The 19762-nt window shown below is 60.0% G+C and carries 11 protein-coding genes, 2 tRNA genes and 3 rRNA genes; 12 read left to right on the forward strand and 4 right to left on the reverse strand.

Annotated features, from left to right (window positions below; genetic code table 11):
• The 5 genes from FA94_RS36625 to FA94_RS36645 all read left to right on the forward strand — a co-directional run bounded on the left by FA94_RS36625 (position 1) and on the right by FA94_RS36645 (position 5767).
• Complete coding sequence (locus FA94_RS36625; protein WP_035561399.1) at positions 1-1782, forward strand: DUF2300 domain-containing protein; 1782 nt, start codon at positions 1-3, stop codon at positions 1780-1782.
• Positions 1783-1844: 62 nt separating this feature from the next.
• Positions 1845-2696 carry a YfaP family protein gene (locus tag FA94_RS36630; RefSeq protein WP_081936315.1) on the forward strand — a complete coding sequence of 284 codons (852 nt, stop codon included), beginning with the start codon at positions 1845-1847 and terminating at the stop codon, positions 2694-2696.
• A gap of 22 nt (positions 2697-2718) precedes the next feature.
• Positions 2719-3516 (forward strand): YfaP family protein, encoded by a 798-nt coding sequence (locus FA94_RS36635; RefSeq protein WP_035564076.1) that lies wholly within the window; start codon positions 2719-2721, stop codon positions 3514-3516.
• 75 nt (positions 3517-3591) lie between these two features.
• Positions 3592-4698, forward strand: a complete 1107-nt coding sequence (locus FA94_RS36640) for a YjgN family protein (protein WP_035561401.1) — start codon at positions 3592-3594, stop codon at positions 4696-4698.
• A 10-nt stretch (positions 4699-4708) separates the two neighbouring features.
• Positions 4709-5767, forward strand: a complete 1059-nt coding sequence (locus FA94_RS36645) for a M48 family metallopeptidase (RefSeq protein ID WP_035561403.1) — start codon at positions 4709-4711, stop codon at positions 5765-5767.
• Between the two features lie 286 nt (positions 5768-6053).
• Here FA94_RS36645 and FA94_RS36650 read toward each other — a convergent pair whose 3' ends face one another.
• Positions 6054-6560 carry a PRC-barrel domain-containing protein gene (locus tag FA94_RS36650; protein WP_051981133.1) on the reverse strand — a complete coding sequence of 169 codons (507 nt, stop codon included), beginning with the start codon at positions 6558-6560 and terminating at the stop codon, positions 6054-6056.
• 418 nt (positions 6561-6978) lie between these two features.
• On the opposite strand from FA94_RS36650, the gene FA94_RS36655 reads away from it, so the two are divergent.
• On the forward strand, positions 6979-7359 hold the full coding sequence (locus tag FA94_RS36655; RefSeq protein WP_035561405.1) for a hypothetical protein: 381 nt from the start codon (positions 6979-6981) through the stop codon (positions 7357-7359).
• Between the two features lie 114 nt (positions 7360-7473).
• On the opposite strand, the gene rpoD is transcribed toward FA94_RS36655, so the two are convergent.
• A complete protein-coding gene (gene rpoD / locus FA94_RS36660) occupies positions 7474-9468 on the reverse strand; it encodes an RNA polymerase sigma factor RpoD (protein ID WP_035561408.1) in 1995 nt (664 codons plus the stop codon).
• 794 nt (positions 9469-10262) lie between these two features.
• Between rpoD and FA94_RS36665 the strand changes: the two genes are divergently transcribed.
• From FA94_RS36665 to rrf, 5 genes are all read left to right on the forward strand, one after another.
• Positions 10263-11793: ribosomal RNA gene (locus FA94_RS36665) — 16S ribosomal RNA — on the forward strand.
• A gap of 65 nt (positions 11794-11858) precedes the next feature.
• Positions 11859-11935, forward strand: a tRNA-Ile gene (locus tag FA94_RS36670).
• A 58-nt stretch (positions 11936-11993) separates the two neighbouring features.
• Positions 11994-12069 (forward strand) — tRNA-Ala (locus FA94_RS36675).
• Between the two features lie 323 nt (positions 12070-12392).
• Positions 12393-15273: ribosomal RNA gene (locus tag FA94_RS36680) — 23S ribosomal RNA — on the forward strand.
• Positions 15274-15472: 199 nt separating this feature from the next.
• Positions 15473-15586: ribosomal RNA gene (gene rrf, locus FA94_RS36685) — 5S ribosomal RNA — on the forward strand.
• Together the 16S, 23S and 5S rRNA genes with 2 tRNA genes alongside form the textbook arrangement of a ribosomal RNA operon.
• A 290-nt stretch (positions 15587-15876) precedes the next feature.
• Here the strand turns inward: rrf and FA94_RS36690 are convergent.
• Both FA94_RS36690 and FA94_RS36695 read right to left on the reverse strand, forming a co-directional pair.
• A complete protein-coding gene (locus FA94_RS36690) occupies positions 15877-16341 on the reverse strand; it encodes a hypothetical protein (RefSeq protein ID WP_035561410.1) in 465 nt (154 codons plus the stop codon).
• 1061 nt (positions 16342-17402) lie between these two features.
• Positions 17403-18248 carry a FadR/GntR family transcriptional regulator gene (locus tag FA94_RS36695; protein WP_035561413.1) on the reverse strand — a complete coding sequence of 282 codons (846 nt, stop codon included), beginning with the start codon at positions 18246-18248 and terminating at the stop codon, positions 17403-17405.
• A gap of 285 nt (positions 18249-18533) precedes the next feature.
• Here FA94_RS36695 and FA94_RS36700 point away from each other — a divergent pair, with 285 nt between their 5' ends.
• On the forward strand, positions 18534-19742 hold the full coding sequence (locus tag FA94_RS36700; RefSeq protein ID WP_035561418.1) for an ABC transporter substrate-binding protein: 1209 nt from the start codon (positions 18534-18536) through the stop codon (positions 19740-19742).
• Positions 19743-19762 lie beyond the last annotated feature (20 nt).

Genomic DNA, 19762 nt, shown 5'->3' on the forward strand with positions numbered 1-19762 from the left:
ATGGTCCGCACGCTTCGGCATACCTGTCATCGTCTGGCGACTGCGCTGCGGGTCGCGCTCGTCGTCGGCGTGGGGTGCGGGAGCGGCGGCACGGTCGCGGTTGCGGCTGTGCCGGGGTCGACCGCTGCGATGCCGGCCGCGTCCCAGGCGCCGTTGCTGCGCTTTGCCTGGTTGCGTGACGGGCAGAGCCAGCTCTGGCAGGTCAGCACCGACGGCCCGGCAACCGGCATTGCGCCGCAAGCCGCGCAAGCGCTGCCGGCCACGCTGGAAACGCCGCTCGGCAGCGTGTGGAAGCTGTTCGTCTACGCGTATCTGGTCGGCCGCAACATCGCCGCGCCGGATTACACCTGCAGCGGCGGCGATCGCGAGGAAGTGTATTGCTGCATGACGGGCGGTCACATCGACCGTGAACATGCGCTGGTGCAATCGTGTGGACTGTTCTTCGAGCCCGCGCGCCTGCAACTCGATCCCGCCGACTGGCGCAAATATTGGAGCGCCGCTCACGCGCCCGCCTGGCTGCGCGATCTTCACGCGATGACGCCGGCGCGCCGCGTGCCGGTGAGCGATCTGCTCGCCGCGTTGCAGGCAGTGCCCGCACGGCCGCGCGAGGCGGCGTCGAGCACGCTGGTGTCGGTGCTAACGAGCGGACGCGGCGAAGGCACGGTGGCGCTCTACGGCAGCGTGCTGCGCGCCAAAACCTGGACGATACCGGATCCGGCGCGGCCGGGTGCGTCGATCGGCGGCGCGGCGGGCTGGCTCGCCGACGGCACGCCGGTGTGGCTCGGCGGCCCGGGCGGCAGTCCGCGCGTGCTCGCGGCTGCCGCGCCGCGCATCGCGCCGCTGCTGACGCAAGTCACTATTCCCGACGACGGCGCGTGCGTGCTGGTTGATTTTTTCAGCCGCTATCCGATTCGCGAGGTGCTCGGCGACAGCGGGCCGGCTGCTGCGCCGGATGGGGTGTTGCGTGGCGATTTCCGCGTTGGGTTCGTCAACGGCAATTGGGCGCGGGTGACGAGTCGCGGCGAGCTGCGACTCGATCGCGACGCAAGCGGCGCGCTGCAAGTGGTCGGCCGTTTCGGCATGAACGACTACGTGGCGCGGGTGGTCGAGCGGGAAGGCGACACGAGCCAGCCGGAAGCGGCCAAGGCGCTGGCGGTGGCCGCGCGTACTTACGCCGTGCAGCACGGCAATCACGATCACGGCTGTTACCGGATCGACGACAGCAGCAACACGCAGCGTGTTCTGCCGCGTGCGCCGACCGCCGCCGCGCGCCGCGCCGCGGATCTGACCGACGCGCTCGTGCTGACCGGCGTGCCGGTGCAGTATCACCACGACAAAGCCGCGCCGGGGCAGATGAGCTGGCTGGCCGCGAAGGCGTCCGCGCAAAGCGGCCAGACCTTCGACGCGATCCTCGCCCGCACCTGGCCGCAAGCGACGCTGACGTCGTTCCTGAGCCCGCTGTCCGGCGACTGCATCGCGGTGGCCGGCGCGCAGGACTGGCTGCGACGCAACGCGCAATTGTGGGCACGGCGTCTGGACGGCGCGGCCGGTTACGAGACGCCCGATCTGCCGGCCGTGTGCGAGGTGCGCGAAGGGCGGCCGTATGAGGATGCGCAGCGCAATCGCATCTACATCTATCGGCTGCAGACCGAAGAGGACCGCATCGCGCTGACGCATGAATATATTCACCTCGCGTTTCAGCATCATCCGCGTGGCGTCGATGAAGAGTTCGTCGAACGTACTGCGCGCACGCTGATTCGTACCGACAATCCGATCCAATGAACTTCGTTTCACGTTCGCTTTCCTGTCTGCCCGGGCGGCCGTTTCTGGCGCGTCGCTTTCGGATGCGCGCTGCCCCGGCGGTGGCGGTATCGTTTGCGGTTTCGTTCGCGTTTGTGTTGAGCTCGGCCGGGTTGCTGGCCGGCACGACGACTGAGGCGCAGGCCGCCGACGCCGACGGCGCCATCGCGGATCTGACCGGCGCCTTCGGCGGCTGGCGGCATAGCGGGCTGACGAACGAAGGCGAGCATTTCGTTGCGGCGTATCCGCGGCCGCCGGTCGATCGTGGCGCGCAGCGCTACCGCACGCTGATCGAAGGGCGCCTGAAGCACATCGACAAGCACGCGCGCAGACCGCCTACGTTAGTCGTCAACGGCAACCCGACGCCGCTCTATACCGACGACGAAGGTGCGTTCGCGCGGCCGTGGGCGTTCGGCGCGGGGTCGAACAGCATCGAGCTGATTTCCGCCGACGGCAAGCAGCATCAGCGCATGCAGTTTTACGAAGCCGACCACAGCAAGCCGCAGGCGAAACTGCGCGCGATCGTCACGTGGGACGATCCGCATGCCCAGGTCGATCTGCACGTGATCACGCCCGACGGCCTGCATGCGTTCTTCGCCAATCCGACACTCGACGACGGCAGCGGCTTCGACGTCGATTCGGTGGACGGCGCGGGGCCGGGGATTTTTTCGTCGGCGGCGCCGGAGCATGGCACGTGGCTGTTCTTTCTGAATTACTGGGGCAACTTCGATTCGACCGGCTATAACTTCGACGCCACCGCGCATGATCGCGACGTGATTACGGCGACGCTGACGCTGGTCTTCAACGAAAATACGCCGAACGAACGGCGTGAAACGAAGATCGTGCCGCTGCGCAAAATCGGCGACCTGATGCTCGTGAAAAGCGAGCGACTTTGACAGCGGGATGGGAGCGGTGAAGATGACGTCCAGAACGACACGGTGGATGAAGGCGGCTTGCGGTGTGCTCGTCGTGGCTGGCTTGCAGGCGGCGAGCGTGGCGCGCGCGAGCGATATCGACTTCGCCGCGCCGTTGAACGGCTGGCGCAACACCAGCGGCGACACCGAGCGCTATACACAGGATGTGCATTACCCAGCGGTCGCAGTGCAGACGCCGGAAGGCCAGTCGAAGTTCGCGCTGATCGAAGGGCAGATTCGCAACACGCCCAAGAAGAAGGGCACCTCGGTCGGCACGCTGGTGGTCAACGGCACGCCGCTGCCGCAGCGCGTGGAAGAGGACGGCAAGTTCTCGCGCCCTTACGCGTTTCCTTCGGGCAGCAACGGCATCGAACTGCGTGCGCCGGACGGCACCCGCAAGCGCGTGCAGTTCTATGACGCGTACAGCGGCAAGACCCAGCCGAAGCTGCGCGTGCTGCTCGCGTGGGACACCGACGGCACCGACCTGGACCTGCACATCGTATCGCCCGATGGCGTGCATACCTGGTACGGCGACCGCGTGGCGCCGAACGGCGGCTCGCTCGACGTGGACGTGACGACCGGCTATGGGCCGGAGATTTATTCGTCGGCCGCGCCGTTGAAGGGCACTTATCTCGTCTATGTGAATTACTACGGCAACGGCAATAGCGGCGCGGATATCACGGTCGCGCAGATCACCATCATCACCAACGAAAATACGCCGGACGAAAAGAGCGAAACGATTCGTGTGCCGATGCGTAAGCCCGGTGAGTTGACGCTAGTAAAAACCTTTGTGCTGCCGTGAGAAGAGCGTAAGCCCGCCAGATCCGCGCGCATGCGGATCACAAAAACGTCAATAAATCAGAAGGGGGAAGCAAAAATGAATTCACTCGACCAGAAGCAGCCGCTATTGACCTACGACGGCAAGATTGGAGAGCTGTACGGGATTTTCATCAAAAATCTGCTGTTGCAGATCATCACCCTGGGGATTTATCGTTTTTGGGCGACCACCAATACCCGCCGCTATATCTGGTCGAGAATGCGGTTTCAAGGTGAACGGTTTGAATACACCGGCACCGGTGGTGAGTTGTTCAAAGGTTTTCTGCTGGCGATCGCGATTGTGATCGGCGCGGCTGTCGGCGCGGTCGTTCTCAGCGCCATTCTGCACGCCGTGACCGGCAGTGCGTTGCTGGCCGCGTTGCCGGTGATTGCTTTCTACATCCTGATCGCGGTCGTCGCGGCGGGCGCGTATTTCAGCGCGCAACGCTACCGGCTGAGCCGCACGCAATGGTGCGGGATTCGTGGCGGCATGACGGGTTCGTCGCTGGTCTACGGCGGCTATGCGTTGCTGTACGGCCTGCTGTGCATCGTCACGCTGTGGCAGATGCTGCCCTGGGTATCCATGCGCCTTGCCGAGCGCCGCATCAACGCGAGCAGCTTCGGCAGTCAGCAGTTTCATTTTCAGGGTCGTGCCGGCGCGCTGTATGGCGCGTTCGTCGGGACGTTCGTTGGCGTGGTTGCGTTGCTTGCCGTACTCGTGATGATCTTCCTCAAGAGCTTCATGCTGCTGCTGCCGTTCGGCCATGCGCCGCTGAAGGCGGGCGATCCCGGTGCGGCCATGGCGTTTGGCTCGGTGTTCCTGTTTTATGTGCTGTTCATCGTCGGCGCGCTGCTGATTCAGTGCGCTTATCTGGCGCTCGTGACGCGCCACGTGATGGGCAATACCACGCTCGGCTCGCAACTGCGCTTCGGCAGCAGCATTACCGGGAAGCGCCTGCTCGGCATGATGCTGGGCAATCTGGCGATCGTCGTCTTTACGCTTGGGTTGGGGCTGCCTATCGTGCTGCATCGCGTGATGCGGGTGGTGGCGGATACGCTTCAGGTATCCGGCCAGCTCGATCCGCAGACGCTCGGTCAGAGCGACCAGGCGCCGCCGCGTACCGGCGAAGGCATGTTGAACCTGCTCGATCATGGTGGCGCGTTCTGAGCGCGGAGTGATGGAGGTGGGTTCCGACGCGGCGCGCTCGCTTGAGGCGCGCTATTTCGATGGGCGCAGCGCGGCCGCGCATAGCGCTACGCTGCGTTGGAGCGACGCGTTTCTATCGATCGACGGTGTCGCCGGTGAACTGGCGGTTTGGCCGCGTGCGCGGCTGATCGTCGGCGGGCCCGATCCGGACGGCAGAGTTACGGTGTCGTGTGAGGGCGAGTTGGGCCGTGTGTCGATCGGTATCGACGCTTTGCCGCCTCAGATCGCGGCGCAGGTCATGACGCCACGCAGGCGGCGTCGACAGTACCTGGGCTGGGCGCTGGTCGGCGCGGCCACGCTGGCGGTGGCGTTTGCGCTGGTCACGACATTGCCGGCGGTCGGCGCGGCGCTGATGCCGCGCAGTGCTGAAAACCAGCTCGGTGAGATGGTGGAAACGGTTGTGGTCGGCAAGCATCGGGTGTGCGTCGGCGCTGAAGGGCAACGCGCGCTCGAGCAACTCGAAGCGCGGCTGGCTCGCGCGGCAGGCATCGCGGAACCGGTGCGACTGGTGGTGATCGACAGCAAAACGGCGAATGCGCTGACGCTGCCAGGCGGGCGCATGGTGATCATGCAAGGACTGGTTCAGCGGGTCGGCAGTGCGGATCAACTGGCCGGCGTGATGGCGCATGAAACGGGGCATATCGCGCGACGCGATCCGGTGGTCGCGCTGTTTCGCGGCGCTGGGATCGGCTTGATCAGCGCCACGCTGGGCGTCAATCTCGGTTTCGTGGATGTGTCGTCGCTGGCGGGGCGATTGGTCGGCCTGTCGTATAGCCGCGATATGGAACGCCTCGCCGATGCTAACGGCGTCGCCTATCTGCAGGCGAGCGGTTTGCGCAGCGACGGGCTGGCGGGCTTTTTCGCGTTGACGGAAAAGCGTGAGGGCAGCGCGGGCGCGGCGATTGAGTTTTTGTCGGATCATCCGCGGACGGCTGATCGTGAGAAGCGTAGCCAGGGGTCGCCGCTCGGCGAGAGTGCGTTGACGGCCCAGCAATGGGCGGCTGTTCGGGGCATGTGCGCAAAGCCGTGACGGCGCGGGACTCGTCGGGTCTCGCTGGGTCTCGCTGGGTCTCATTGGGTCTCATTGCGTTATTGCGCTATTGCGAGCGCGGTCGTGCAAGTCAATGCGATCAATGCGTTACGTAAGTCATGCTCAGGTTGTCCACAGGCTTGCGAACAATTTCTGTGGACAAATTGAGTGATGGTCGGCGAGGCCGCTTTGTTTTGCTTTATTTTGCTTTGCCCCGGGCCGTTTGGATCGTTCTGATCTCCTGACCATGGCCTGGTAGGTGCTGGCGTTGCCAGCCCTTCCTTCTTCAGAAGTTCGAGTCCGCTTCCCGGTTCTCTACGACGTCGCGCGTCGCCGCCCAATACGGTTGACGGTCGTAGTACGCGTGCACCGTCTCGCCCCATTGCATGTCCGCCATCGACGGCCAGTGATCCTTATCGAAACCCGGCGCGCTTTTGATTCGCTCGGCAGGGGCGTCGAGCACGAAGCATTTGTCATCGGTGTCGAGTGTCAGCGCGCTCCACGGTATCGCGTGCAGCGTGTCGCCCATGCCGAGAAAACCGCCGCTCGATAACACCGCGTAGGCGATTCGTCCGCCGCGAACGTCGAGCATGATGGCCGAGATCTTGCCGACGTGTTCGCCGTCGGAAGAGATTACCTTGTTGCCGTCGAGCGACGAGGCGGCCATGACGTCCGGACCGGGGCCGTCGCCGACGCCAAGGCCGACGATGGCGGCGCCTTGGGTGATGGCGCCTTGGGTGGAGGTGTTGGCTGTGCCGGTGGTTTCCGGGTTTTGAGGGGTGAGCGAGGTCATGATGGACTCCCTGTGAAAAGCTTGTGTAGGGAGCGCGCAATGGGCGTGCCTGTGGGGGATGGTTGATGCCATGGTTGAACTCGTCAACCGCATCGCGCCCATTCCCTGAAACCAGGCGCCATGCGATAAATCGCGCGCGGCCGAATTTCCGGTCCAAGCGGGTGGAGGTGCGGTGTGGGGTGATTGGGTGATTGGGTGGTGGCGGGTTGCCGGCGTTGGCAGGGCGTTGGTTTAAACAGCGCTTACCCTTTCTTACCAACGCTCAAGTTTTGATCCGCTCGCGTCGATAGGTGTTGTAACCGGGCGTGCGCTTACCGCCGTTTGCCGTGTCCATGCGTGAGATCGCGCATCGTCGCGGCGGATGGCGAGTCGCGCGTGCCTCGAACCCGAACCTCGAACGAATTGAACGGAGGTCGCCATGCAAATCGACAGTGCGTTGTCGCCGACACTGCCGGGTCCGGATCGCGCGATGAACAAAGGCGCGTCCGCTGAAGACGACGCTGCCACGCAATCCGCGTCGACAGAAACATCGACACAGGACGATGCCGTGCGAATTTCCGCGGAAGGCGCCGCAGCGGCAGCGCAGGAGGGAAGCTCGACTCAGGACCCGACGGTCACCGATTCCACTCCGGCGGGTGCATTGACCGACGATGTCTCGGCGGTCAAGTCTTTCGCCTATGGCACGTTGGGTCTCGAACGACCGGATCAGCCGCAGCAGGATCGCAACGCGTTCTACACGGCTGGACGCTGGTTGGCCGCGGGCTTCACCGTGGGCGGGATTATTTCGTTGCTGGTGTGAGGCGGAGAGTGCTGCGGAGATGATGCAGGAGGGGCTTACGGCAGGGTCTTGCGAGGGTCTTGCAGGGGAAGCCGCTTGCCGTGCAAAGCGCACGGCAAGCGTAAAACAGCTAGCTTAACGGTCGAGGAACGACTTCAGACGATCAGCGCGGCTCGGGTGCATCAGCTTGCGCATTGCCTTGCTTTCGATCTGACGAATCCGCTCGCGCGTGACGTCGAACTGCTTGCCGACTTCTTCGAGCGTGTGGTCCGACTTCGTGTTGATGCCGTAGCGCATACGCAGCACCTTCGCCTCACGCGGCGACAGCGAGTCGAGCGCGTCGTCGATGGCGGCACGCAAGTCGGCTTGCATCGCGGCGTCGGCCGGCGACGAAGCGCCCGCATCTTCGATCATGTCGCCGAGCGTGGCGTCGCCGTCGTCGCCGACCGGCGTTTCCATCGACACCGGCTGCTTGGCGATCTTCAGAATGCCGCGCACTTTCTCTTCCGACAGTTCCATGCGTTCCGCCAGCACCGACGGATGCGCTTCCTGACCGGTCTGCTGCAGGATCTCGCGCGAAATGCGGTTGAGCTTGTTGATCGTTTCGATCATGTGCACCGGCACGCGAATCGTACGAGCCTGGTCGGCGAGCGAACGCGTCACGGCCTGGCGAACCCACCACGTTGCGTACGTGGAGAACTTCCAGCCGCGACGGTATTCGAACTTGTCCACCGCCTTCATCAGGCCGATGTTGCCTTCCTGGATCAGATCGAGGAACAGCATGCCGCGGTTCACGTACTTCTTCGCGATCGAGATCACGAGACGCAGATTCGCCTCGATCATCTCGCTCTTGGCCTTGCGCATCTTCGATTCGGCCGCAACCATCTGACGATTGATTTCTTTCAGATGCTTGAGCGGCAGCGAAACCGTGGCTTCGATTTCGATCAGCTTTTGCTGTTCGGACTGAATGGCCGGCAGATTGCGCTCCAGCGCCGCGCCGTACGACGTAGCGCCACGGGCTGCGCGTTCCGTCCAGCCGAGGTCGGCTTCATGGCCGCCGAACGACTCGATGAACTTCTCGCGCGGCATGCCGCTCTTCGCGACGACGATTTGCAGGATGTTGCGTTCGATCGCGCGAACCTGCGCGACTTGATGCTGCACATCGCCGCACAGACGGTCGATGGTGCGTGCCGTGAAGCGGATCTTCGCAAGATGCTGCTGGATCTCTTCGCGTGCGCGCAGATAGGCCTTCGAGCTGACGTCGCCGCGCGTGTGCGAAGCGTTCATCTGGTCGGACAACATGCCAACCTGGGCGAAGATTTCGAGGCAGTCGCTCGTGAGTTGCTTCAGACGTGCTTCGTCCGCTGCGGACGAATCGGCCGGGCCGACGTCTTCGCTGTCGTCTTCTTCGTCGCTTTCCGTGTCCGTGTCGACGTCTGCTGCGGCTTCGGCGCTCGGGGTTTCTTCTTCGGCTGCGACCGTCTCTTCATTCAGACCGTCGACCATTTCGTCGATGCGCAGTTCGCCGTCCGCGACCTGCTGGGCGCTCGCGAGAATGGCGGAGATTGCCAGCGGGCAAGCGGCGATCGCCTGCACCATTTCGTGCAGGCCGTCTTCGATACGCTTGGCGATGGCGATTTCACCGGCGCGGGTCAGCAGCTCGGTTGCACCCATTTCGCGCATGTACATGCGCACCGGGTCGGTCGTACGGCCGAACTCGGAATCGACGGTCGACAAGGCGACTTCGGTTTCCTCGTCCGCCTGATCGTCCGACACCACGGCGGGGGCGTTCGAGTTGAGCAGCAGCGTTTCAGCGTCCGGAGCCTGCTCGTAGACTTGCACGCCCATGTCGTTGAACGCGCTGACGATGCTGTCGATCGCCGCCGTCTGCGCGAAGTTGTCGGGCAGGTGGTCGTTGATCTGCGCGTGGGTCAGGTAGCCTTGCTCCTTACCCAGCTGGATCAGCGCGCGCATCTGGCGCTGACGTTCTTCTGCCTGCTGCGGCGGCAGTTCGGCCGCCACGGGGATCGCTTTGCCGGCGCCCTTGCCCTTGGCCGTGCGGCCCGAAGGAGCTTTTGGGGTGTAGCTGGCGTTTTCGTGTTGCGAATCTTCGCGATCAAAAGGGTTCACGTATTCTCCTCTAGAGGCTTCGCTATGAGACGCAAGACGCGACCGTCAGGCGTTTCGAGCATGGCTCAACATCACCTGAGTGACTCAACGCGGTTGTTTGGCTGTTGCTCTGGGGAGCAAAAAAGATGAGCCCGCTCGAAGCGGGCCGATAGAAATGTGCGAAATTCGCGCGGCTCGCATTATAGCTGAGCTTGCGCGTTCGCGCTCATCGTGTGCACAAGAAATTGTCATGCACGTTGTCAACAGGTCCGTTCGCAGCCCGCCGGTCACACGCGGTGGGGCGTGTTGAGGTCGATGCACCAAGGTGTGTGCGGATTGGTCGATTACAAGCTCTTCACTATAGAGGAACTTGTTCGTTCGCACACGACGCAATCGGTTCCCTCTGACCCCCTCTGTATGGTGGGAGGATGTTTCTGGCGTCGATTCGTGCTTCGTCAAAAGAAAATTCACGCAAGGGGGTTGACGACACGTCAGTCGTTCTCCATAATCTCGTTTCTCTGCTGCAGATGCAGCGACGCAGAACGAAGCGGTGCCGGGTAGTTGTGAGGTTGACGACGCGTGGTGCTGGTTTGGTAGTGAATGCGTAATCGATCTTTAAAAATTAACAGCCGATAAGTGTGGGCGCTTGATGCGAGACGCGAGGTGGATCTTTCGGGGTCTGCCGCAAAGCGAAAGTATCAAGTCTCACACAGTAATGAAAGGAAGGTTTGACTGTCGAAAGACGATCGAACAATTCGTCAGTACGTTGAGTGAGCGACCGGTTCTTAACGGAACCGAAAAACAGTAACAGGTTTGAACTGAAGAGTTTGATCCTGGCTCAGATTGAACGCTGGCGGCATGCCTTACACATGCAAGTCGAACGGCAGCACGGGGGTAACCCTGGTGGCGAGTGGCGAACGGGTGAGTAATACATCGGAACGTGTCCTGTAGTGGGGGATAGCCCGGCGAAAGCCGGATTAATACCGCATACGCTCTACGGAGGAAAGGGGGGGATCTTAGGACCTCTCGCTACAGGGGCGGCCGATGGCAGATTAGCTAGTTGGTGGGGTAAAGGCCTACCAAGGCGACGATCTGTAGCTGGTCTGAGAGGACGACCAGCCACACTGGGACTGAGACACGGCCCAGACTCCTACGGGAGGCAGCAGTGGGGAATTTTGGACAATGGGCGAAAGCCTGATCCAGCAATGCCGCGTGTGTGAAGAAGGCCTTCGGGTTGTAAAGCACTTTTGTCCGGAAAGAAAACTTCTGTCCTAATACGGCGGGAGGATGACGGTACCGGAAGAATAAGCACCGGCTAACTACGTGCCAGCAGCCGCGGTAATACGTAGGGTGCAAGCGTTAATCGGAATTACTGGGCGTAAAGCGTGCGCAGGCGGTCCGCTAAGACAGATGTGAAATCCCCGGGCTTAACCTGGGAACTGCATTTGTGACTGGCGGGCTAGAGTATGGCAGAGGGGGGTAGAATTCCACGTGTAGCAGTGAAATGCGTAGAGATGTGGAGGAATACCGATGGCGAAGGCAGCCCCCTGGGCCAATACTGACGCTCATGCACGAAAGCGTGGGGAGCAAACAGGATTAGATACCCTGGTAGTCCACGCCCTAAACGATGTCAACTAGTTGTTGGGTCTTCATTGACTTAGTAACGTAGCTAACGCGTGAAGTTGACCGCCTGGGGAGTACGGTCGCAAGATTAAAACTCAAAGGAATTGACGGGGACCCGCACAAGCGGTGGATGATGTGGATTAATTCGATGCAACGCGAAAAACCTTACCTACCCTTGACATGTATGGAAGTCTGCCGAGAGGTGGATGTGCCCGAAAGGGAGCCATAACACAGGTGCTGCATGGCTGTCGTCAGCTCGTGTCGTGAGATGTTGGGTTAAGTCCCGCAACGAGCGCAACCCTTGTCCCTAGTTGCTACGCAAGAGCACTCCAGGGAGACTGCCGGTGACAAACCGGAGGAAGGTGGGGATGACGTCAAGTCCTCATGGCCCTTATGGGTAGGGCTTCACACGTCATACAATGGTCGGAACAGAGGGTTGCCAAGCCGCGAGGTGGAGCCAATCCCAGAAAACCGATCGTAGTCCGGATCGCACTCTGCAACTCGAGTGCGTGAAGCTGGAATCGCTAGTAATCGCGGATCAGCATGCCGCGGTGAATACGTTCCCGGGTCTTGTACACACCGCCCGTCACACCATGGGAGTGGGTTTCACCAGAAGTAGGTAGCCTAACCGCAAGGAGGGCGCTTACCACGGTGGGATTCATGACTGGGGTGAAGTCGTAACAAGGTAGCCGTATCGGAAGGTGCGGCTGGATCACCTCCTTTCTAGAGCTGAACGTGTCGAACGTTGAGCGCTCACGCTTATCGGCTGTAAATTCAGACAGACTCAGGGGTCTGTAGCTCAGTCGGTTAGAGCACCGTCTTGATAAGGCGGGGGTCGATGGTTCGAATCCATCCAGACCCACCACTGTTTCTGCGGTGGCTGTGCTAACCGGTTGAAGGCACCCTGAAGTTCATGTGTGACTGGGGGATTAGCTCAGCTGGGAGAGCACCTGCTTTGCAAGCAGGGGGTCGTCGGTTCGATCCCGTCATCCTCCACCAATCATCAATGCATAGCGTTCTGCGGCAGGTCGGGCAGAGGGTTGTGCATTGGCGATTGAGCCAGTCAGAGTGATACGTGGTTATAGCAACCGCGATATCGGCTGTCGTTCTTTAACAATCAGGAAGAAGTAGTAAAGAGATTCACGAAAGCATATCTAGAGATGGGTGTGTGAGTAGGTGAATCAGGGTTGTGATTGTATCAATGTATGAAAAGGTAATCGAAAGATTGCCTTGGAATACGGCGCAACACGAATACTCAACCTGTAACGATGTGACCCGCGCTGCGTTCCCAGTGAACGCGGTATGAGACACACCCGTTATAGGGTCAAGCGAACAAGTGCATGTGGTGGATGCCTTGGCGATCACAGGCGATGAAGGACGCGGTAGCCTGCGAAAAGCTACGGGGAGCTGGCAAACGAGCTTTGATCCGTAGATGTCCGAATGGGGAAACCCACTCCGAATGGAGTATCCATGACTGAATACATAGGTCATGCGAAGCGAACGCGGTGAACTGAAACATCTAAGTAACCGCAGGAAAAGAAATCAACCGAGATTCCCAGAGTAGTGGCGAGCGAAATGGGATCAGCCTGTACTCTTTATCTTCATTGTTAGTCGAAGGCTCTGGAAAGTGCCGCCATAGCAGGTGATAGCCCTGTAGACGAAAACAGCGAGGAAGAACTAGGTGTACGACAAGTAGGGCGGGACACGTGAAATCCTGTCTGAAGATGGGGGGACCATCCTCCAAGGCTAAATACTCGTGATCGACCGATAGTGAACCAGTACCGTGAGGGAAAGGCGAAAAGAACCCCGGGAGGGGAGTGAAATAGATCCTGAAACCGCATGCATACAAACAGTAGGAGCCTCCTTGAGGGGTGACTGCGTACCTTTTGTATAATGGGTCAGCGACTTACATTCAGTGGCAAGCTTAACCGATTAGGGCAGGCGTAGCGAAAGCGAGTCCGAACAGGGCGATTCAGTCGCTGGGTGTAGACCCGAAACCAGGTGATCTATCCATGGCCAGGATGAAGGTGCGGTAACACGTACTGGAGGTCCGAACCCACTAACGTTGAAAAGTTAGGGGATGAGCTGTGGATAGGGGTGAAAGGCTAAACAAACCTGGAAATAGCTGGTTCTCTCCGAAAACTATTTAGGTAGTGCCTCGTGTATCACCTTCGGGGGTAGAGCACTGTCATGGTTGTGGGGTCCATTGCGGATTACTACGCCATAGCAAACTCCGAATACCGAAGAGTGCAATCACGGGAGACAGACATCGGGTGCTAACGTCCGGTGTCAAGAGGGAAACAACCCAGACCGCCAGCTAAGGTCCCCAAATATTGCTAAGTGGGAAACGAAGTGGGAAGGCTAAAACAGTCAGGAGGTTGGCTTAGAAGCAGCCATCCTTTAAAGAAAGCGTAATAGCTCACTGATCGAGTCGTCCTGCGCGGAAGATGTAACGGGGCTAAGCAATATACCGAAGCTGCGGATGCACATTTATGTGCATGGTAGGAGAGCGTTCCGTAAGCCTGCGAAGGTGCATTGAAAAGTGCGCTGGAGGTATCGGAAGTGCGAATGCTGACATGAGTAGCGATAAAGGGGGTGAAAAGCCCCCTCGCCGTAAGCCCAAGGTTTCCTACGCAACGTTCATCGGCGTAGGGTGAGTCGGCCCCTAAGGCGAGGCAGAAATGCGTAGCTGATGGGAAGCAGGTTAATATTCCTGCACCATTGTTAAATGCGATGGGGGGACGGATCGCGGAAGGTTGTCCGGGTGTTGGAAGTCCCGGTCCTTGCATTGGAGAAGGCGCTTAGGCAAATCCGGGCGCGGAATTCAAGGGTGCGAGGCCATTCACCTAGGTGAAGAAGCAATCGGAAGTGGTTCCAAGAAAAGCCTCTAAGCTTCAGTTTAACAAGACCGTACCGCAAACCGACACAGGTGGGCGAGATGAGTATTCTAAGGCGCTTGAGAGAACTCGGGAGAAGGAACTCGGCAAATTGGTACCGTAACTTCGGGATAAGGTACGCCCCTGTAGCCTGATGCGCCTGCGCGCGTAGGGTGAAGGGGTTGCAATAAACTGGTGGCTGCGACTGTTTAATAAAAACACAGCACTCTGCAAACACGAAAGTGGACGTATAGGGTGTGACGCCTGCCCGGTGCCGGAAGATTAAATGATGGGGTGCAAGCTCTTGATTGAAGTCCCGGTAAACGGCGGCCGTAACTATAACGGTCCTAAGGTAGCGAAATTCCTTGTCGGGTAAGTTCCGACCTGCACGAATGGCGTAACGATGGCCACACTGTCTCCTCCCGAGACTCAGCGAAGTTGAAGTGTTTGTGATGATGCAATCTCCCCGCGGCTAGACGGAAAGACCCCATGAACCTTTACTGTAGCTTTGCATTGGACTTTGAACCGATCTGTGTAGGATAGGTGGGAGGCTATGAAGCGTGGACGCCAGTCTGCGTGGAGCCATCCTTGAAATACCACCCTGGTTTGTTTGAGGTTCTAACCTTGGTCCGTAATCCGGATCGGGGACAGTGCATGGTAGGCAGTTTGACTGGGGCGGTCTCCTCCCAAAGTGTAACGGAGGAGTACGAAGGTACGCTAGGTACGGTCGGAAATCGTGCTGATAGTGCAATGGCATAAGCGTGCTTAACTGCGAGACCGACAAGTCGAGCAGGTGCGAAAGCAGGTCATAGTGATCCGGTGGTTCTGTATGGAAGGGCCATCGCTCAACGGATAAAAGGTACTCTGGGGATAACAGGCTGATACCGCCCAAGAGTTCATATCGACGGCGGTGTTTGGCACCTCGATGTCGGCTCATCTCATCCTGGGGCTGTAGCCGGTCCCAAGGGTATGGCTGTTCGCCATTTAAAGAGGTACGTGAGCTGGGTTTAAAACGTCGTGAGACAGTTTGGTCCCTATCTGCCGTGGGCGCTGGATATTTGAAGGGGGCTGCTCCTAGTACGAGAGGACCGGAGTGGACGAACCTCTGGTGTACCGGTTGTCACGCCAGTGGCATCGCCGGGTAGCTATGTTCGGAAGAGATAACCGCTGAAAGCATCTAAGCGGGAAACTCGCCTTAAGATGAGATATCCCCGGGGCTTCGAGCCCCTTGAAGGGTCGTTCAAGACCAGGACGTTGATAGGTCAGGTGTGGAAGCGCAGTAATGCGTTAAGCTAACTGATACTAATTGCCCGTAAGGCTTGATCCTATAACAGGTGTGTCTCTCTCTCGACCCGCGTTAGCGCTTTAGCGCTTACACGGGTCCGATCCCCGAAGGGGAAGACACACGGTTGAGATCAGTGTTGTGCAATACAGGCACAACCCAAAGTAACACCGAGAGGCATCCTCTCAACTACTTCTTCCAGATTGGCTGTATTGCCCCAAAGGCAGTGCGGCAACAAGTCATGCCTGATGACCATAGCGAGTCGGTACCACCCCTTCCCATCCCGAACAGGACCGTGAAACGACTCCACGCCGATGATAGTGCGGATTGCCCGTGTGAAAGTAGGTAATCGTCAGGCTCCCTAGCAGAAAACAGAAACCCCACCCAAAAAGGTGGGGTTTCTGTCGTTTACGGCCACGGAAAATCGCAGATATACCTGCCGTCAACGCGTAGCGCGGGCAGGTAATCCGTCACATTGTCTCCTGACAGGCTCGAACGGCGCCTCAATCCCCGCCGGTTCGTTACGTGTCCACATCGCTCGCCCGCTCCAGGCGGCGCCAACTCCGACGTCCCCGTCTGCGCCCACGTGCACCTTCCCGATACGCTGCGTCACCCGGGCGCAGCGGACCAGTTTCCCTTCCAGTCCGCTCAGGCGCGCTTTCGCGCTGGCGTCTGATAGGTCATGCCTGCTGTAAAGCGATCCAGCCGTTCGCTCGCCTCGGTGATCGCCCACAGTGGGGCACGGTGCAACTGCTGGTCGTAATTCGTCGCAATTGCGGCAAAAAGTGCGACTCCGGCACTATCCAATCTCCATTCACCGGTGTCTCTGCCGATATCGAACACCATCGATACCGCACGTTCCGCAGCGCCAAGTTCCTCGCCGGATGCTGAGCCGAAGCCGGACTCGGCCAGAAAACCGGTCAGTAGCATGGTCTGCGTAAGGGTTTGCGCGTCGATCATGCTGCCTGCGCCGCGGCGCAGGGCGTCGAGCGCCAGATGTACCCGCAACGCAAGGTCATCGGCGGTTTGCCGGGCGATCGGCAACAGCATGACCTTGGCATGCCGCGCACGCGCAGCGCCAGTGTGGCGGGATAAAGGGATAGGTTGTGCCATGAAGATCCAATGTTTATGCCTGTGCAGATGCAATAACGGCGCGGCCCGCAAAAGGTTGAGCCCTCACTGATCATGCAGCAGGTCGATTGGTTGGAATGCCGGTCGATGGCCGCGCTCACGCCACTCAGCGCTATCCTTGCTGCGCGCATCCTTTAATCCGCGTGACCTGAATCTTTCGGCTGGCCTTCATGTTGCGGTGAATCTCGTCGACTGCATCGTCTGAATCGTCGATGTCTTAATAACGCCGTGAAACGATCCGCGCTTGCGGCTATGTGTCCTCACCAGGCGTATGGCGTTGGCCGGAAAGATGCTCACAGCGATTCTGCAAACGGCGGCGTCTGAAGCGACACACGGCGCGGATTCATCCACGTGTCGCTCACCTGATCGTTGCGTTTCCGTGAAGAGAGAAGGGAGGCGTCCGCTGCAGCGACGCGCTGCGCCGTAAATTTCGCCGACCGCCGACCGCCGACCGCCGACCGCCGACCGCCGACCGCCGACCGCCGACCGCCGACCGCCGACCGCCGACCGCCGAAGCGCCATGTCCCAAGCACCAAGCACCAAGCACCAAGCACCAAGCACCAAGCACCAAGCACCAAGCACCAAGCACCAAGCACCAAGCACCAAGCACCAAGCACAAAGTGCCAGACGGCAGCATGAGCTTCGATACCTGGTGGCCCCACATTCTCCGACCAGGCCGGACGATATCCTCGTGGCGTATGTCCGGCATTTCCGGCACATCGAGTACCCACCAGTTAACACAGCCCACGTGTTCCGGCGCACTGCCTCCCACATCCACCCGGACGAGCCCCTTTCCCACCCCAGCGCTCGACTATCGTCCTACCCGCACCCGCACCCCGCACCCCGCACCCCGCACCCCGCACCCCGCACCCGCACCCCGCACCCCGCACCCCGCACCCCGCACCCCGCACCCCGCACCCCGCACCCCGCACCCCGCACCCGCACCCCGCACCCGCACCCCGCACCCCGCACCCCGCACCCGCACCCCGCACCCCGCACCCGCACCCGCACCCCGCACCCCGCACCCCGCACCCCGCACCCCATCACCCTTCACCATCGCTATCAGCCGGCGCCACGCTACGTGCGCGAACACGTCGGCGAATCTCCGAATCCAGAATCAGCCGCCCACGTAGCTTCCCCTTCATCCGCTTCACGTAGCGCGGCGCTTCGGTCATGTGGATCACCATCAACTCGCGCACCTTCTCCACGTCACGCTCACGCGCCGCTTTAGTAATTGCCTTGTGAATTTTCACGTTCGCCTGGCCGAACCGCTCGTGCTCGGACTGCGGCGTGTCGTTCCGAAACTCGATCAACTGCCGGATCATTTCGTTGATCAACTCGCAACTGAAGCGCAAAAACGGGTTCGGATTTGCCGCGGCCAGAATGTCATGAAAGTTCACGTCTTCCTGACGCTGCCGCACGATATCTTTCCCACCGTGCGAAGAAGCCGGCCGATCACAGCACGCAATGCTCGCTTCCAGCGCATCGAAATCCTGTTCCGTGAGATGCGGCACTGCCCCCGCCGCCAGTTCCGGCTCCAGCAATTTGCGCACGGTGTAAATGTCGTCGATGGAAACGTCTTTGAAGAACAGATAGTTTTGCAATAGCTGCAACGTGCGATCCAGCGGCACCTCCACCACCATTCCGCCGCCGCTCGGGCCCGTGGTCACCTTGATGAGCCCCTGCACCTCAAGCGACTTCAGCGCTTCGCGGATCGTACTTTTGCTCACCGCAAAAAGCTGCTGCAACTCCACCTCGCGCGGCAGCCGATCACCCGGCTTCAGGTCCTTCTCGGTGATGAGCCGTTTGATTTCCTCCGCGACCAGATCGCCGCGCTTCTGCTGTTTGATCTCAATCGCGGCGCCAGCCTTGGCGCGGTCCATGGCCATATTCGATGCTCCCAGTTTGTCCTGCGCGATCCCCGATCGGTCCACCGGACTCTCAACGACCAGCAAGGCCGCTTCGATGCTGCCAGGAATTTTGCCTTATTGACACTCGAATTTATTGTACCTACGATCAAGTCCAACCTATTTATCATGATAAATAGAACAAAACCGATGCGGTGGAAAACTTCGCGGCGGGCAGTAAATTCAAGCAGTCTCAAGCAGTCGTTCGCGCAATGCGTGCAGTTTCGTAGTCGGTCAGTGCGTGTCTCTTTCCTAAGGAGCGTCATTTTGAATCGCCGAAATATGTTGAAGCTGGCCGCGTTGTCGGCCGTTCCGGGGACGTTGGGCTCGCTGGTCGCGCGTAGCGCGTTCGCGCAGGCCACGACCTTGCAATTTGCCTGTCCGGTGCCGATGTCGGGGCCGTTCGCCGCGAATGGCAAATACGCCGACCTCGGCATGAAGCTCGCGATCGAGCAATACGGCAAGGTACTCGGCGAGCCGCTCGCTTACACGGTGCTCGACACGGAAGGCAAGCCTGCAACAGCGGTGCGTCGCGTACAGGAAATCGCGCAGCAGAAAAATGCACGTTTCTTTGCAGGCGGTATTCTGTCATCCGAAGCATTGGCGATGGGCAAGGAAGTGCAGAAGGCCGGCGGCGTTTTCATCACCACGGCTGGCGCGGACGAAATCACCGGCAAAGACTGCAATGACGCCACATTCCGCTGGTCGGTGCCGACCTACGGCGCGATCGAGCAAACGGTACGTCCGCTGATCCAGACGCTGCCGAAAGCAAAACGCTGGTACACGATTACGCCGCAATACGTGTTCGGCGATGGTTTGCTGTCGGCGGCGAAAGCGATTTTCAAAGAGAAGGGCATCGAGCATGTGGGTAACAGTTATCACTCGCTCAACGAGAAAGAATTCAGTGGCTATCTGACGAACGCGGTCGCGGCGAAGCCCGACGTATTGCTGATTCTGAACTTCGGCTCGCAATCGTCCGACACGCTGCGCCAGGCCGTGAGCTTCGGCATGAAGAACAATTGCACGATTCTGATGGCGTGGGCGTCGGGTCTCGAGCAATTCGAATCGCTCGGCGCGGACCTGTGCGAAGGCGTCTATTTCGGCGCGCAGTACTGGCACGGCATCGATTCGCCGCTCAATCGCGACCTCGTCAAACGCGCCAATGCCGCATTCAAAGCGAACCCCAACTATAGCCTCGCGGGCTCGTACATTTGTACGAAGATTCTGCTCGACGGCATCGTGAAAGCGGGCAATGTCGATCCGAAGAAAGTGGTCGCCGCGCTCGAAGGCATGAAATACGACGGCTTGACCGGTCCTGAAGAAATCCGCAAAGGCGACCATCAGGTACTGAAGAACTATTATCTGTTGAAAGGCAAGGCGAAGAACAAGATGAAAAACGCCGACGATTACGCCGATATCGTGAGCTCAGGCCAGTCGTTCCTGCCGCTCGACAAAACCGGCTGCAAGATGACCTGATGCCGCCGTGCGGTGCTGTC

Source organism: Burkholderia sp. 9120 (genome assembly GCF_000745015.1).
In the GTDB taxonomy this organism is placed as follows: domain Bacteria; phylum Pseudomonadota; class Gammaproteobacteria; order Burkholderiales; family Burkholderiaceae; genus Paraburkholderia.

What these genes read in the sequence shown, in the direction of transcription:
- FA94_RS36625 (WP_035561399.1), top strand. Translation starts at nt 1, where the DNA reads ATGGTCCGCACGCTTCGGCATACCTGTCATCGTCTGGCGACTGCGCTG.
- FA94_RS36630 (WP_081936315.1), top strand. Translation starts at nt 1,845, where the DNA reads ATGCGCGCTGCCCCGGCGGTGGCGGTATCGTTTGCGGTTTCGTTCGCG.
- FA94_RS36635 (WP_035564076.1), top strand. Translation starts at nt 2,719, where the DNA reads ATGACGTCCAGAACGACACGGTGGATGAAGGCGGCTTGCGGTGTGCTC.
- FA94_RS36640 (WP_035561401.1), top strand. Translation starts at nt 3,592, where the DNA reads ATGAATTCACTCGACCAGAAGCAGCCGCTATTGACCTACGACGGCAAG.
- FA94_RS36645 (WP_035561403.1), top strand. Translation starts at nt 4,709, where the DNA reads ATGGAGGTGGGTTCCGACGCGGCGCGCTCGCTTGAGGCGCGCTATTTC.
- FA94_RS36650 (WP_051981133.1), bottom strand. Translation starts at nt 6,560, where the DNA reads ATGACCTCGCTCACCCCTCAAAACCCGGAAACCACCGGCACAGCCAAC.
- FA94_RS36655 (WP_035561405.1), top strand. Translation starts at nt 6,979, where the DNA reads ATGCAAATCGACAGTGCGTTGTCGCCGACACTGCCGGGTCCGGATCGC.
- FA94_RS36690 (WP_035561410.1), bottom strand. Translation starts at nt 16,341, where the DNA reads ATGGCACAACCTATCCCTTTATCCCGCCACACTGGCGCTGCGCGTGCG.
- FA94_RS36695 (WP_035561413.1), bottom strand. Translation starts at nt 18,248, where the DNA reads ATGGCCATGGACCGCGCCAAGGCTGGCGCCGCGATTGAGATCAAACAG.